General features: G+C 62.9%; 12 protein-coding genes and 2 tRNA genes. 8 read left to right on the forward strand and 6 right to left on the reverse strand.

Features of this window, described 5'->3' with window-relative positions:
• Positions 1-153 precede the first annotated feature (153 nt).
• The 4 genes from ilvC to ilvD all read right to left on the reverse strand — a co-directional run bounded on the left by ilvC (position 154) and on the right by ilvD (position 5,796).
• A complete protein-coding gene (gene ilvC / locus BJ994_RS09145) occupies positions 154-1,179 on the reverse strand; it encodes a ketol-acid reductoisomerase (RefSeq protein ID WP_167993518.1) in 1,026 nt (341 codons plus the stop codon).
• A gap of 116 nt (positions 1,180-1,295) precedes the next feature.
• On the reverse strand, positions 1,296-1,808 hold the full coding sequence (gene ilvN / locus BJ994_RS09150) for an acetolactate synthase small subunit (protein ID WP_167993520.1): 513 nt from the start codon (positions 1,806-1,808) through the stop codon (positions 1,296-1,298).
• A gap of 2 nt (positions 1,809-1,810) precedes the next feature.
• Positions 1,811-3,706 carry an acetolactate synthase large subunit gene (locus tag BJ994_RS09155; protein WP_167993522.1) on the reverse strand — a complete coding sequence of 632 codons (1,896 nt, stop codon included), beginning with the start codon at positions 3,704-3,706 and terminating at the stop codon, positions 1,811-1,813.
• A gap of 374 nt (positions 3,707-4,080) precedes the next feature.
• The gene (ilvD, locus tag BJ994_RS09160) at positions 4,081-5,796 is read right to left on the reverse strand and encodes a dihydroxy-acid dehydratase (protein ID WP_167993524.1); all 1,716 of its coding nucleotides are present in this window, start codon (positions 5,794-5,796) and stop codon (positions 4,081-4,083) included.
• Positions 5,797-6,041: 245 nt separating this feature from the next.
• Here ilvD and BJ994_RS09165 point away from each other — a divergent pair, with 245 nt between their 5' ends.
• A complete protein-coding gene (locus BJ994_RS09165) occupies positions 6,042-6,518 on the forward strand; it encodes a hypothetical protein (RefSeq protein ID WP_167993526.1) in 477 nt (158 codons plus the stop codon).
• A gap of 7 nt (positions 6,519-6,525) precedes the next feature.
• Here the strand turns inward: BJ994_RS09165 and BJ994_RS09170 are convergent, their stop codons facing one another.
• Positions 6,526-7,491 (reverse strand): 2-hydroxyacid dehydrogenase, encoded by a 966-nt coding sequence (locus BJ994_RS09170; RefSeq protein ID WP_167993528.1) that lies wholly within the window; start codon positions 7,489-7,491, stop codon positions 6,526-6,528.
• Positions 7,492-7,693: 202 nt separating this feature from the next.
• Here BJ994_RS09170 and BJ994_RS09175 point away from each other — a divergent pair, with 202 nt between their 5' ends.
• From BJ994_RS09175 to BJ994_RS09185, 3 genes are all read left to right on the forward strand, one after another.
• Positions 7,694-8,095, forward strand: a complete 402-nt coding sequence (locus BJ994_RS09175) for a hypothetical protein (RefSeq protein ID WP_167993530.1) — start codon at positions 7,694-7,696, stop codon at positions 8,093-8,095.
• 4 nt (positions 8,096-8,099) lie between these two features.
• Positions 8,100-9,260 carry a PQQ-dependent sugar dehydrogenase gene (locus BJ994_RS09180; protein ID WP_342450334.1) on the forward strand — a complete coding sequence of 387 codons (1,161 nt, stop codon included), beginning with the start codon at positions 8,100-8,102 and terminating at the stop codon, positions 9,258-9,260.
• A gap of 91 nt (positions 9,261-9,351) precedes the next feature.
• Positions 9,352-9,424 (forward strand) — tRNA-Lys (locus tag BJ994_RS09185).
• A 168-nt stretch (positions 9,425-9,592) separates the two neighbouring features.
• Here BJ994_RS09185 and BJ994_RS09190 read toward each other — a convergent pair.
• Positions 9,593-10,099: a MarR family winged helix-turn-helix transcriptional regulator gene (locus BJ994_RS09190; RefSeq protein WP_167993532.1), complete on the reverse strand. Its 507-nt coding sequence runs from the start codon at positions 10,097-10,099 to the stop codon at positions 9,593-9,595.
• Between the two features lie 149 nt (positions 10,100-10,248).
• Between BJ994_RS09190 and bcp the strand changes: the two genes are divergently transcribed.
• The 4 genes from bcp (at position 10,249) to BJ994_RS09210 (ending at position 13,791) form a co-directional block, all read left to right on the forward strand.
• Entirely contained in the window at positions 10,249-10,719 is a 471-nt protein-coding gene (gene bcp / locus BJ994_RS09195; protein ID WP_167993534.1) for a thioredoxin-dependent thiol peroxidase, read from the forward strand.
• A gap of 104 nt (positions 10,720-10,823) precedes the next feature.
• Positions 10,824-10,905, forward strand: a tRNA-Leu gene (locus BJ994_RS09200).
• A 220-nt stretch (positions 10,906-11,125) separates the two neighbouring features.
• Positions 11,126-11,824 carry a fasciclin domain-containing protein gene (locus BJ994_RS09205; RefSeq protein ID WP_167993536.1) on the forward strand — a complete coding sequence of 233 codons (699 nt, stop codon included), beginning with the start codon at positions 11,126-11,128 and terminating at the stop codon, positions 11,822-11,824.
• Positions 11,825-12,051: 227 nt separating this feature from the next.
• On the forward strand, positions 12,052-13,791 hold the full coding sequence (locus BJ994_RS09210; protein WP_167993538.1) for an ABC transporter substrate-binding protein: 1,740 nt from the start codon (positions 12,052-12,054) through the stop codon (positions 13,789-13,791).
• Positions 13,792-13,883 lie beyond the last annotated feature (92 nt).

Raw genomic sequence — 13,883 nt, forward strand, 5'->3', positions numbered from 1 at the left:
ACAGGAGATAAGGGCCTTGAGCTTGCGTCAAGTCTAATTTGGCGGCAGGGAACACTCACTTTGTTACCCGCCTATCGGCGCCGTTGAGACCGATGACACAACAGGAAAGCCGGGTGGACGAACTTCCATCCACCCGGCTGACCCGATCGATGACTAGCGGGCTACTGAGCCCTCGGTGTAGTCATCATTGGTCTTGATCCACGAGAAGAGCTTGCGCAGCTCGCGCCCCGTCGCCTCGATCGGGTGGTCTTCGCCCTGCTTGCGCAGCTTCGCGAACTCCGGACCACCGGCGTCCTGATCGTCGATAAACCGCTTGGCGAATGCACCGCTCTGGATATCCGCGAGGACCTCCTTCATGTTCTCCTTGACGCTCGGGTCGATGACCCGGGGACCGGAGACGTAGTCGCCGTACTCTGCGGTGTCGGAGACGCTCCAGCGCTGCTTGGCGATGCCGCCCTCCACCATGAGGTCCACGATGAGCTTGAGCTCGTGCAGTACCTCGAAGTAGGCGACCTCCGGCTTGTAGCCGGCCTCGGTGAGGGTTTCGAAACCGTACTGAATGAGCTGCGAAGCGCCGCCGCACAGCACAGCCTGCTCGCCGAAGAGATCCGTCTCGGTCTCCTCGGTGAAGGTGGTCTCGATAACGCCGGCACGGGTGCCGCCGATGGCCTTCGCATAGGACAGCGCAAGTTCCCGGGCCTTGCCGGATGGGTTCTGCTCAACCGCAATGAGGTCCGGAACGCCGCGACCGGCCTCGAACTCGCGGCGCACAATGTGGCCCGGGCCCTTGGGCGCAACCAGTGCGACATCGACGTCAGCAGGCGGCTGGATGTAGCCGTAGCGGATGTTGAAGCCGTGGCCGAAGAACAGTGCGTCGCCGCCCTGCAGGTTCGGCGCTATGTCCTCCGCGTACACGTGGCGCTGCACCTGGTCGGGGGTCAGGACCATGATGAGGTCCGCTTCGGCAACGGCTTCGGCGACGCCGAGAACCCGCAGGCCCTCAGCCTCTGCCTTGGCGCGGGACTTGGAGCCTTCCTTGAGGCCGACGCGCACGTCAACGCCGGAATCGCGCAGGCTCAATGCGTGGGCGTGGCCCTGGCTGCCGTACCCGATAACAGCCACGGTGCGGCCCTGGATGATCGAAAGGTCTGCATCGTCGTCGTAAAACAACTCGGTCACTTGTATCTCTCCTGTGATGTGATTTCTGCTTCGTACAAAACCCAGCGAAGCGTTCGGGTACTGATTTGAAATGTACGGGCGCTACTGGCTATGCGCTACCGGTTATGCACTACTGGTTATGCGCTTCTAAGCGCCCTGTCGCTCATGGACTTGGCGCCGCGGCTGATCGCCAGCGTTCCGGACTGGACTATCTCGCGGATGCCGAACGGCTCGAGCACTGACAGGAGCGCGGAGAGCTTTTCGGCGGTGCCGGTGGCTTCGATGATGAGTGAGTCGGTGGACACGTCCACTACTGTTGCCCGGAACAGATCTGCTGCCTGGGTTACCTGCAGCCGTGTTGCGGCATCCGCACGCACCTTGACCAGGATGTGGTCGCGCTGCACGGAAGATTCGGGAACCAGCTCAACAATCTTGATGACGTTGATGAGCTTGTTCAGTTGCTTGGTGACCTGCTCCAGCAAGTCACCCTCGGCCTCGACCACCACGGTGATCCGGGACATCCCGGGAACTTCGGTGGGGCCGACTGCCAGCGAGTTGATGTTAAAGGCGCGCCGTGCAAAGAGGCTGGCAACGCGGGTCAGGACGCCCGGAACGTCCTCGACGAGTACGGAAAGGGTATGACGGGCCATGGTTAGTCCTCCTGCTCCCATTCCGGGGTCATGTTTCGGGCGATCTGGATGAGGTCGTTGCTGACCCCCGAGGGCACCATCGGCCACACCATCGAATCGCGGCTCACCACGAAGTCGACGACGACGGGGCGGTCGTTGATCTCGAGGGCCTGCTGAATGGTGGAATCGATGTCCTCGTCCCGCTCACAGCGCAGGCCGGCGCAGCCGTACGCGTCCGCGAGCTTGACGAAGTCCGGAACCCGGACGGTGTTGTGTCCGGTGTTCAGGTCCGTGTTCGAGTACCGGCCCTCGTAGAAGAGGGTCTGCCACTGGCGCACCATGCCGAGCGAGGAGTTGTTGATCACGGCGACCTTGATAGGGATGTTGTTGATGACGCAGGTCGCGAGTTCCTGGTTGGTCATCTGGAAGCAGCCGTCGCCGTCGATCGCCCAGACCACGCGGTCCGGGTTGCCGACCTTCGCGCCCATCGCGGCGGGTACCGCATAGCCCATGGTGCCGAGTCCGCCGGAGTTCAGCCAGGCGTGCGGACGCTCGTACTTGATGAACTGCGCCGCCCACATCTGGTGCTGACCAACGCCGGCCGCGTAAACGCCCTCCGGACCGGTCAGCTCACCGATGCGCTGAATGACGTTCTGGGGTGCCGAAAGGCCGTCGTCAGGCTGCGTGAAGCCAATCGGGTAGTTCTCGCGCAAGCGGTCCAGGACGGACCACCAGGCGCTGTAGTCCGGAGCACCGGCGCTGCCGAATTGCTCGCGCAGTGCTGCGGTGAACTCGGGAATGATCTCCTTCACCGAGCCGACGATTGGTACGTCGGCGGTGCGGTTCTTCGAGATTTCGGCGGGATCGATATCCGCGTGGATGACCTTGGCACCCGGAGCGAAGCTGGAGAGGACCCCGGTCACCCGGTCATCGAAGCGGGCGCCGAGCGTGATCAGGAGGTCGGACTGCTGAAGCGCCGTCACGGCGGAGACGCTTCCGTGCATGCCGGGCATGCCGACGTGCTGTGGGTGTGAGTCCGGGAATACGCCGCGTGCCATTAGCGTGGTCACAACCGGTGCCCCGACCAGTTCCGCCAGTTCCAGCAGTTCCGCCGAAGCGTGTGCCTTGACGACACCGCCGCCTACATAGAAGACCGGCCGCTCAGCCGCCAGGATCAGGCGCGCGGCTTCACGCACCTGCTTGGAGTGACCCCGTACCACTGTTCGGTAACCCGGGAGATCGATTTTCGGTGGCCAGGAGAAGGTCATGGCCCCCTGCTGGGCATCCTTGGCGATGTCCACCAGAACCGGCCCGGGGCGTCCGGTGGAGGCGATATGGAAGGCTTCGGCGAGTACCCGCGAAATGTCAGCGGCCTTGGTGACGAGGTAGGAATGCTTGGTGATCGGCATCGTGATGCCCACGATGTCCGCCTCCTGGAAGGCGTCCGAACCGATCACGGCGCTCGAGACCTGTCCGGTGATGGCGACCATCGGCACGGAATCCATGTGCGCGTCGGCAATGGCCGTCACGAGGTTGGTGGCGCCCGGTCCGGAGGTCACGATACAGACGCCCGGCCGGCCGGTCACCATCGCGTAGCCCTGTGCCGCGTGCCCGGCACCCTGCTCGTGGCGCACCAGAATGTGGCGGAGAGTGGTGGAGGCCATCAGCGGATCATAGGTGGGGAGGATCGCACCACCGGGGAGGCCGAAGATGTCATCGACGCCTAGTTCCTCAAGGGAGCGGACGATCGCCTCAGAGCCGGTCATCTGTTGGGGCTGCACCACGCGGTTGGGGCCCAGGACAGGATTGGCTTGCGCGGCCGCAGTGCCTGTTTCCCTGCCCTGCTGCGGGGCCGGTGCCGCCGGAGCGGGCTGTTTGGCTGCCATCAGCGCTGGGCTGATGGGCGATCCCTTGGACATCGTTGAACTTCCTTTTGTATCCAGCGCGGCCTTGAAGGCTGCGTTAATGTTCTGCGCTTTTCCGTTCGATGGGAACAAAAAAACCCCTCAGCCTGGTGGGCTCTGCGAGGGGTTTGCGCGTGACGTAGTGTAACCAGTCGGGGCTTTAGGCCACGCGCTTGGTAACTAGGACTACGGATACGAGCTGCATACCTGTAGTTTTCACTCCCCCGCGAAGGGTGTCAACCACGGTAGGTTCTGTCTCACTATATGGACACCCCTTCCAGTTAGTGGACACTAACTGATATGGCCGCGGCGGATCCTGCGGTGAACTCGCGAGCCCGACGACGACGGCTGCTTGCCCGCCCAACCAGCCGTCGTCGTCGTACCGGTTATCAGCCGCAGTACGCGCCCTCGGAAGCCGAGTGAACCAGCTTGGCGTACTTCGCCAGCACGCCCTTGGTGTAGGTGGCCGGCAGCGGCTGCCAGCCAACCTTGCGGCGCTCCAGCTCCTCGGGATCCACCAGCAGGTCGAAGGACTTGTTCCCAATGTCGGCGCGGATGCGGTCGCCGTCCTGCACGAAGGCGATCGGCCCGCCGTCAACGGCTTCGGGAGCAACGTGACCGATGCACAGGCCGGTGGTGCCGCCCGAGAACCGCCCGTCCGTGAGCAGCAGCACATCCTTGCCCAGCCCGGCACCCTTGATAGCGCCGGTGATGGCGAGCATCTCCCGCATGCCGGGGCCGCCCTTGGGTCCCTCATACCGGATAACGACGACGTCGCCGGCCTTTACCTCGCCTGCGGCAAGCGCCTTCAGCGCTCCCTGCTCGCGCTCAAAGACGCGGGCAGTGCCCTCGAAGACGTCGGCATCGAAGCCTGCGCTCTTCACCACGGCACCCTCGGGGGCCAGGGTGCCGTGCAGGATGGTGATACCGCCGGTCTTGTGGATGGGGTTATTCAGTGCGCGCAGGATCTTTCCGTCGAGGTCCGGCGGGTTGATCGAGGCGAGATTCTCTGCGAGCGTCTTGCCGGTGACCGTGAGGACGTCGCCGTGGAGGAGTCCGGCGTCAAGCAGTGCACGCATGATGACCGGAACGCCGCCCACCTTGTCGACGTCGGTCATGACATAGCGTCCGAACGGCTTGAGGTCACCCAGGTGCGGAATGCGGTCGCCGATGCGGTTGAAGTCATCAAGCGTGAGATCCACCTCCGCCTCCCGCGCGATCGCGAGGAGGTGAAGTACGGCGTTGGTGGATCCTCCGAAGGCCATGGTCACGGCGATGGCGTTCTCGAAGGCTTTCTTGGTCATGATGTCTCGGGCGGTGATCCCGAGGCGCAGCAAGTTGACCACGGCTTCGCCGGATTTGCGCGCGAATTCATCCCGGCGACGGTCAGCCGACGGCGGTGCTGCTGATCCGGGAAGCGACATGCCGAGCGCTTCACCGATGCACGCCATGGTGTTGGCGGTGTACATGCCGCCGCAGGCACCCTCGCCGGGGCAGATTGCCTTCTCGATGCGGGTGAGGTCCTCTGTGGACATCTTCCCGGCGGCGCACGCGCCGACTGCCTCGAAGGCGTCGATCAGCGTCACCTCCTTTTCGGTGCCGTCTTCCAGCTTCACCCAGCCCGGCATGATCGAGCCCGCGTACAGGAAGACACTGGCGAGGTTCAGCCGCGCGGCGGCCATGAGCATGCCGGGTAGGGATTTGTCGCAGCCCGCCAACAGAACGGAGCCGTCAATGCGTTCAGCTTCCATGACGGTCTCCACCGAGTCCGCGATGACCTCGCGTGAGACCAGCGAGAAGTGCATGCCCTCATGTCCCATTGAAATGCCGTCGGAAACCGAGATGGTTCCGAATTGCATAGGGAAACCTCCGCCGGCGTGCACACCTTCCTTGGCGCCCTGCGCGAGGCGGTTCAGTGAGAGGTTGCAGGGGGTGATTTCGTTCCAGGAACTGGCAACACCGATCTGCGGCTTGACGAAATCGTCGTCGCCCATCCCGACGGCACGAAGCATGCCTCGAGCGGGAGCACGCTCAATTCCGTCGGTGACCGCACGGCTTCTCGGTTTGATATCAGGTGTGACTTTGGCTTCGCTTTCCACGCTCATGCTTCAAAGTCTAGGCCCCACCTGCTGCGGCGCCCGTCCGTATGACCGGCCTGTTACAGGTTCAGGCAATGTGCTTCACCTCTCAATTCACGACCTCCTTCGACGCTTGGTTCGCCGCCTTCCACCAAAACCTCGTTCCCACTTTCCGGTAGGGTGGTCGGCGCGGACTCCGCTGCGGTCTCCAGTTTTTTTCGCAGCCTGACCTGCCCTCTTCCGCGGGCAACTTTCCTACCCAGGCCAAACACATGACCCCCCAACTGCCGGACGCGACCACCGACGAGTCAGGGAGCGATGAGCTCAAGCACGCCCTGCGGGAAATCTTCGATTCACAAATCCTGAACTACGGCGACTACAACCTGATCTTCGCCGTAAATGACCGCCACGAAGGCAGGGACGCCAGCGGCGCCCGGGTTGCGAAGCCAAAATACTTCGTCATCGGGTACCGGTGGCAACCGGCAGAGATCATGGTGGCACCCGTCAATGGCCACACGCTGACCTCAGGCGGCGTGCCCGTGGAACTGAACATGACCAACCTCTCGCACGCGGTTCAGCTGACCGGCGGCGATTACGAGGTGGGGACGAATACCGGCAGAACGTTCCGCTTCGGTGTGCGACCGGAAGTGCGGTTTTCGCCCACACCGGAACGGGACTTCCTGCTCGACCAGGCGGAGGACCACATCGACTTCGAGCTTTTCATGCAGGCCTTCATCGCTATGGCCTGAGCCCCGGTCAGCTGATCGGTTGATGCTCCCAGGCACCCCGGACCACGAGGTTGGCCGGCTCATCACCGGCCGCAAGAGCCTCAAGTTGCCTGCGCAGCAGCCGGACAACCCGGGGCCAGAAAGCTCCAGTGTTTCCGCCGTTATGCGGGGTGATGATGGCGTTCTCTGCGCTCCACAGCGGATGCCCCTCGGGAATCGGTTCCGGATCGAAGACGTCGAGCGCGGCGTACAGCCGTCCACTGACCACCTCGGCAGTCAGGGCCTCGGAGTCGACCACCGCGCCCCGTGCAACGTTGATGACCAGCGCCCCATCCGGGAGGGCTGCAAGAAGCTCCTTGCCGACGAGCCCGCGTGTTGAATCGCTGAGCGGCGTGATGACGATGAGGACATCGTGGCTTTCCGCGAGGTCAATCAATTCCTCGCTGCCGTGGACCTGGCCGCGACCATCGGTGCGGGCGGAACTTCCAACGCGGGTCAACTCCACTTCGAAGGCGTCCAGCCGCTTGGCGATTTCCTCGCCGATACCCCCTACGCCGAGCAGCAGCACCTTGCGGTCTGCCAGCCCAGGGAACCGTCCGGGCTTCCACATTCCAACGAGCTGGTTCTTCACGGCAACGTCGATGCCCCGAAGCGAGGTGATCGCCAGTCCCACAGCCATCTCCGCTGTCGCGGCGGCGTGGGCGCCTGCAGCGCTTGCGACGGCGACCCCCTCCCCCGCCATCTCCGGCACGCGTTCGTAACCGGTGGTCTGGGTCTGGACGAGCGCCAGGTTAGGAACTGTGCGCAACTGCCCGCTGAGGTCTTCCTTCGACATGTACGGCAGCACCACTGCGTCGATCTCGGCCAGCTCGGCACCTGCGGGCGAACTCCTGAAATCCCAACGCACTAACCTGATGCCGTCCGGCGCCGGTTGCAACGCCTCGAGCAGCTCATCATCGGGCACTGTCACGGTACGAATCGAGGGTGTGGCCATGCGTTCAGCGTATCTCCCGGTACGCGTCGGCCTGACGTTCGTTTCACCGTCCCCGGCGAGCGTTACGCGCATGGACGGCTCTGGACAGCCCCCGGAGGAGGTCGTAACGTCGAGTGCAGGAATGCACGTTCCGCAGCCCAAGAACCACGCGGCGCGGCGCGGAGGAACGCGGTATGGAGCGCGGTGCTGATAAGGGGCTGGAATGGACTCGCTGATCTGGGGCCTCGTGATCGTCGGAGCTGTGGTCGCAGTGCTCTGGTACCGCGGCAAGAAGGCCGGATCGACGGACCCATCGCGATCAGAGAATGCCGCGCAGCGCAGCGGAACCGAACAAGCTAACAAGACCGCACAAGCCGGCGATCCTAAGCAGACCGATGGAACCAACCGGTCTCCGGAAGCCGTGCCTCCTGCAGTAGCGGCGCGGGATGGGGAGATTCAGACGCAGGATCACGCGCCACTCCGTCAACCCGCTTCCCTCGCGGAAGAGCGCTTCATGGCCTGGGAGCTGAGCGATGGGGAACGGGTTGTTCCACCGTCGTCCCGCCGCGAGACAACGGCGACCGGGTCTCCCCGCCCGCCAGTGAACCCGGACCGGAGGAGCTGAACCCGTGCGGCGTCGTCGTCGTTCTCCGTCCCGAACCGGACACCTGGGTACGGGCCTGGCAGCAGCGGCGCTGGTATTCGCGATGTCCGGCTGTGATGCAGGCATTGAACCTGCTCCGGAGTTCAGGGGCTCTGCCCCTGCGTCGCAAACCACCGCCCCGGACTCCCCGCCGTCAACTGCGGCCAGCGAACCGGCAACACCCTCGCCCAGCCCGACGGTTCCGACCCTTACGGTGGCGGGCGACGTTGTGACGGGACTCGGCGTTCCCTGGTCCATGGCCGTTCTACCCGATGATTCCCTGATCGTCACCGAACGGGAGACCGCAGAGGTCAAACGGATAGCGGATGGCCAGGTCACAGTTCTCGGCGTCATTGGGGATGCGATCGAGGCAGGAGGAGAGGGTGGGCTGCTGGGGGTGGCGATCAGCCCGGACTTCGAGATTGACCCGCGGCTGTACCTGTATTACACGAGTCCGTCCGACAACCGGATCGTGAGTGTTCCGTACACCAGTGACGGGCTGGGTGAACCGGAAATCATCCTGACAGGGATTCCGAGAGCCAACGTCCACAACGGCGGCAGGATCAAGTTCGGGCCTGACGGATTCCTCTACGCAGGAACGGGAGACGCAACGGATGCCGCGAGTGCGCAGGATCCTGCAAGCCTTGGCGGCAAGATCCTGCGTATCACCGCTGACGGGGAACCAGCGCCGGACAACCCCTTCGGCAACGCCGTCTATACGCTGGGACACCGCAATGTACAGGGGCTCGCCTGGGATTCCGAGGACAGGCTGTGGGCGAGCGAGTTCGGCCCCGACCAAGACGACGAACTGAACCTTATTACCAGCGGAAGCAACTACGGCTGGCCCGAGGTGACCGGCGCTCCTGGGCGTGAGGAATATGTCGACGCGCAGGTGGTGTGGCCATCGCCTGCCACGTCCTCTCCGAGTGGCATCGCGATCGTTGACGACGTCGCCTACATCGGCGGACTTCGAGGCGAGCGGCTGTGGCAGGTGCCGCTCTTCTCCGGGGTTGCTGGTGAGCCGGTCAGCCACTTTGAGGACCAGTTCGGGAGGTTGAGGGACACAACCATCGGGCCTGACGGAGAACTGCTGATTGCCACCAATGAGGGCGGCGGTTCGCGTATTGTGCGGGTGGAAATGCAGTAGCTCACATCACGGTTGCGGATTTCGAGTTTCCCGTGGAGTGCTGGTAGAGTTTAGTGCTGTTGCGGAACGCCGGTAGGGCCGGATTTCGCAGGCACCTCTAGCTCAACTGGCAGAGCAATTGACTCTTAATCAATGGGTTCCGGGTTCGAGTCCCGGGGGGTGCACTGAAGAACAAGAAGGTCTGATCCGCTGCTAACGCCGGGTCAGGCCTTCTTCGTTTAACGTCCTGCAAGTCCTTCTGCTCACCTTCGGGTTCTGACCTTCGAAAACACATGGCCCGTCCGTACTGGGAATGTACGAACGGGCTGATGTATAGATTGCTCTCCGTCAGGTCACGGAAGAGTGCCCTCCTCGACGAGGGACGACGTCGGCAGACCAGCTTGCGGCGCAGTGGTCCCCGGCACCTCGGCGGTCCAGTTCCAGCGCGGCGCGCCGAGATCCCGAATCACCGCCTGCAGGTGGCTCCGCAATTCATCCGAGACGAGTCCGCCACCGGTTATGAGCGTCCGCTCAACGTCCTGGGCCTCGCCCAGGACGCGGCTGCCTTCGGCGGTGATGGACACCAGGTGGCTGCGACGGTCCAGGTCATTGCGCGTCCTCGATACGTGGCCGCGCGTCTCAAGCCGGGAGAGCGTTTTACCCATGGTCTGGGCCTGCACCCGCACAATCTGCGCGAGGTTCGCCTGGGTCATCCCGCCCTGGCTCTCAAGGACACCGAGCGCAATCACCCCAGCATGGGTGATGCCGATGTTCACCAGGCGTTCGTTCCATGCGTGCTCCACCAACCGAGCGGCCGTCGTCAGCAGTCGACCTGTAGGCCATTGCTCGAGATCCGGCATAAGCTAACAACTTCCTTCCGCCCCCTGCCACCTCGTGCAGCATCGCGTAGGGCACTTGAACCCATCCCCATATGATAGCTACGGCTTGCAGCTGTTGCTCCTGACAGTTGCGCTGTCGATGCACAAATGAGACCCAAAGGAAGGCTCACATGTCAGAACGACTCAAAATCGGGGATCGTGCCCCCGACTTTACGCTTAACTCGGACGAAGGCACCAACGTATCGCTCGGCGATTTCGCGGGAGAGAATGTCGTCGTCTACTTTTACCCGGCTGCCGCGACGCCGGGCTGCACCACGCAAGCCTGCGATTTCCGCGATAGCCTGGCCTCGCTCACCTCCGCCGGCTACAAGGTAGTTGGCATCTCTCCCGACTCCGAGAACAAGCTCCGCTCGTTCAGCGAGAAGGAAGCGCTGACCTTTCCGCTGCTATCTGATCCGGACCATGCGGTTGCTGAGGCATGGGGCGCGTGGGGCGAGAAGAAGAACTACGGCAAGACCTATGAGGGGCTCATCCGCTCCACAGTCGTTGTGGATGCGGATGGGAAGGTTACTCTCGCCCAGTACAACGTCAAGGCGACAGGGCACGTTGCGAAACTTCGTCGGGACCTCGCGCTGGACTGACGAACCGGACTGCGTTCGCCTGAAGAACCTGGACTGAAAGCTGAGCCGAAGCTGCGTACAATGGATGATGCGTCGGGCCCATTTGAGGCACTGACGCACCACCTGCGCGAGTGGCGAAATTGGTAGACGCGCTGGATTTAGGTTCCAGTGTCTTCGGACGTGGGGGTTCGAGTCCCCCCTTGCGCACATACAGAGAGGCCCGTAATCATGCGGGCCTCTCTTGCGTTATCAGGCACCCAAATACTGACGTGATTCAGATCACGGGGCACACGAGGACTTTTCTCAGGACAGTACCCATCCACTTTCCGAACACACGCGAATTACCCCTGAGACATCGACACGATGTTCAACCAAAGCAACTGACCATCGCGTTTGCGTGGGGGTCCTAGCAAAAGGAGAAATGGAAATGGAACTGTTCAAGCGCAGGAACCTATCCGTACTCGGTGTCGCAGCTGTAGCCATGTTTGGGCTGGCAGCATGTGGCGGCGGCGATGAGGCAGCAACAGATACCGAGACCACTGAGTCCACCACCACGGAAACCACCGAGGCGATGACTGACGAGCCTACCGAGGAAATGACTGACGAGGGCATGGACCCCGCAGCCAACCTGGTTGGACCCGGCTGCGAAGGCTACGCCGCTGATGTTCCTGATGGAGCTGGCTCGGTCGCCGGCATGGCCCAGGATCCCGTAGCTACGGCAGCGTCGAACAACCCGCTGCTGACTCAGCTCACCGCGGCTGTATCGGCCGAATTGAACCCTGAGGTCGACCTCGTTGACACCCTGAACACGGCAGAAGCGCTGACCGTTTTCGCTCCGGTTGACGAGGCGTTCGAGGCCCTCGACGAAGCAACTGTCGAAAGCCTGAGCACCGACGCCGACCTTCTCTCGGGCATCCTGACCTACCACGTCGTTGAGGGCCAGCTGGCTCCTGACGAGGTTGCAGGCACCCACACGACCCTCAACGGTGCTGAACTGACCGTCGAGGGCGAAGGTGACTCCATCACCGTCGGCGCTGACAGCGCCGCAGTGATCTGCGGTGGCGTCCAGACCGCCAACGCAACGGTTTACCTGATCGATTCAATCCTGATGCCTCCGAGCGAGTAATCAGCAACGGGTAATCAGTAACAAAGCTCCTGATTCGACTCCTCTAATCTGAATCAGGGAAAACGGCGGGTACCTGTACGAAAGTGCAGGTACCCGCCTTTCCCATGTCCGCGACGACTTCGCACGGCGCGCAGAGGGCGAAACATAACCAGCCTGCGTCCAGCCTTCTGTCCTACACTGAATACTCCGTCAAAATCCTGCCCAGCTCACGCGCGCCCGAGGAGACCATGCCAACGAGCCCAACCCCCCGCCGTCGTGCGCTCCGGGCGTCTTTTGTGCGCCTGATCGCGGCAGCAGGAGTACTTGGGTTAACGGCCTGCACCTCTGCCACGCCAACACCAACACCAACGACGACGACGGCGCCCGCCTCCAGTGAGGCGCCCGAGGTTGACGGGGATCCCACTCAGGCAACGTTCACGTTCGGCACCGCCGCGAATCCCACCGGCCTCGATCCGGCGCTTGTTGCCGACACGGAGTCGTACCGCATCACCCGCCAGATCCTTGAGGGCCTGGTGGGCATTGATCCGCTGACGTCCGAACCCGCTCCGCTGCTTGCGACCTCCTGGGAAGAACGCGATGACGGTCGCGCCTACGCTTTCGAGCTCCGCAACGACGTCGTCTTCCATGACGGCGAACCCTTCAACGCCGAAGCCGTGTGCGCCAACTTCGAACGTTGGCACACCATGCCGGCCGGGACGCGGGAGCTCGACGCCACCATCTCCTTCCAGTCGGTGTTCAAGGCGTTCTCGGACGAGCCCGAAGATTCGGTCTACGAATCCTGCCAGCCGCTTGGTGAGTATGAAGTCCTGATCAGCCTCACTGGCCGGCACACCACCTTCATCCCGGCCCTGGCGCTCCCGGCGTTCGGCATGGCCTCACCGAAGGCGCTGGAGGAGAAGGGCGCCAACGAACTCACAGTCGAACGGGACGGCAGGCGGCTCTCCGAGTTTGCCCTCAGCCCGGTGGGGACCGGTCCCTTCCGGTTTGAGAGCTGGTCGGGGGACGAGGTAACGCTCAGTGCGTTCGAGGATTATTGGGGCAATCCAGGGGAGATCCAGATCGTTACGTTCCGTACCATCCCGCACACCGACGCCCGGTTGCGCGCGCTCATCAGCGGCGAGATTGACGGCTATGACCTCGTCACCGTGGACAACGCGGCGGAACTTGCCCGTGAAGGTCAGCAGATCCTGCAACGAGATCCCTACTCGGTGCTGTATCTCGGCATGAACCAGGACTTCCCTGGAGTGGACGACATTCTTTTCCGCCAGGCGGTGGCGCACGCAGTGGACAAGAACGCGCTGATCGAGAACCTCTTCCTCGAGGGAACGAGCCCGGCGAACCAGTTCATCCCGCCCAAGCTCGGCCTTCCCGTCGAGGACGTTGCCACCTACGAATACGACCCGGAACTTGCCCGGGAGCTGCTCGGCGAATCCGGGTACACCGGTGAACCATTGCCGTTCCATTATCCGCGGAATGTCTCCCGGCCGTACCTCTCCTCTCCTGAAAAGGTCTACGCGGAACTGAGCCGCCAACTCACCGAGGCCGGTTTCAACCTCCAGCCGATGCCCACCGAATGGTCTGAAGGGTACGTAGAGACCGTCCAGAACACGGATAACCGTGCGTTCCATCTGCTCGGCTGGAGCGGCAGCTACCAGGATCCGGACAATTTCGTCGGAGCGCTCTTTGGAAGTTACAGCGAAGAGTTCGCCTACCGCGACAACCAGCTTTTCAGCAAGATTGCCCGGGCGGTCACCCTGCCTAACGGTGAGGAACGCACCGCGGCCTATCAGGACATCAGCCAGAGCATCGCCGACGACATACCGGCCCTCCCGCTTGCCTTCCCGGTTTCGGCGGCCGTTGTTTCGCCACGGGTCCTGAGCTACCCGGTGAGCCCCGTGATGCACGAAGTGTTCAACAACATCGACCTCGCCGATGTCGAACTGCCAACACCGGACGACGACGTCTGAGTGGGACCAGAATCACGCTCCAGCAGCAGCTCCCCAATTTAGGGAACGCCTCCGGCAGAGGCTACGCTTCTAGGGCTAGCGCCCTTGCTATT

Origin of the sequence: Arthrobacter pigmenti, assembly GCF_011927905.1 — a bacterium.
Lineage (GTDB): Bacteria > Actinomycetota > Actinomycetes > Actinomycetales > Micrococcaceae > Arthrobacter_D > Arthrobacter_D pigmenti.

Bases quoted from the DNA above. Each gene is read 5' to 3' on its own strand.
- BJ994_RS09175 (WP_167993530.1), top strand. From the start codon at position 7,694: ATGGACTCGCTGATCTGGGGCCTCGTGATCGTCGGAGCTGTGGTCGCA.
- ilvD (WP_167993524.1), bottom strand. From the start codon at position 5,796: ATGAGCGTGGAAAGCGAAGCCAAAGTCACACCTGATATCAAACCGAGA.
- BJ994_RS09190 (WP_167993532.1), bottom strand. From the start codon at position 10,099: ATGCCGGATCTCGAGCAATGGCCTACAGGTCGACTGCTGACGACGGCC.
- BJ994_RS09155 (WP_167993522.1), bottom strand. From the start codon at position 3,706: ATGTCCAAGGGATCGCCCATCAGCCCAGCGCTGATGGCAGCCAAACAG.
- BJ994_RS09210 (WP_167993538.1), top strand. From the start codon at position 12,052: ATGCCAACGAGCCCAACCCCCCGCCGTCGTGCGCTCCGGGCGTCTTTT.
- BJ994_RS09170 (WP_167993528.1), bottom strand. From the start codon at position 7,491: ATGGCCACACCCTCGATTCGTACCGTGACAGTGCCCGATGATGAGCTG.
- BJ994_RS09165 (WP_167993526.1), top strand. From the start codon at position 6,042: ATGACCCCCCAACTGCCGGACGCGACCACCGACGAGTCAGGGAGCGAT.
- ilvN (WP_167993520.1), bottom strand. From the start codon at position 1,808: ATGGCCCGTCATACCCTTTCCGTACTCGTCGAGGACGTTCCGGGCGTC.
- BJ994_RS09205 (WP_167993536.1), top strand. From the start codon at position 11,126: ATGGAACTGTTCAAGCGCAGGAACCTATCCGTACTCGGTGTCGCAGCT.
- bcp (WP_167993534.1), top strand. From the start codon at position 10,249: ATGTCAGAACGACTCAAAATCGGGGATCGTGCCCCCGACTTTACGCTT.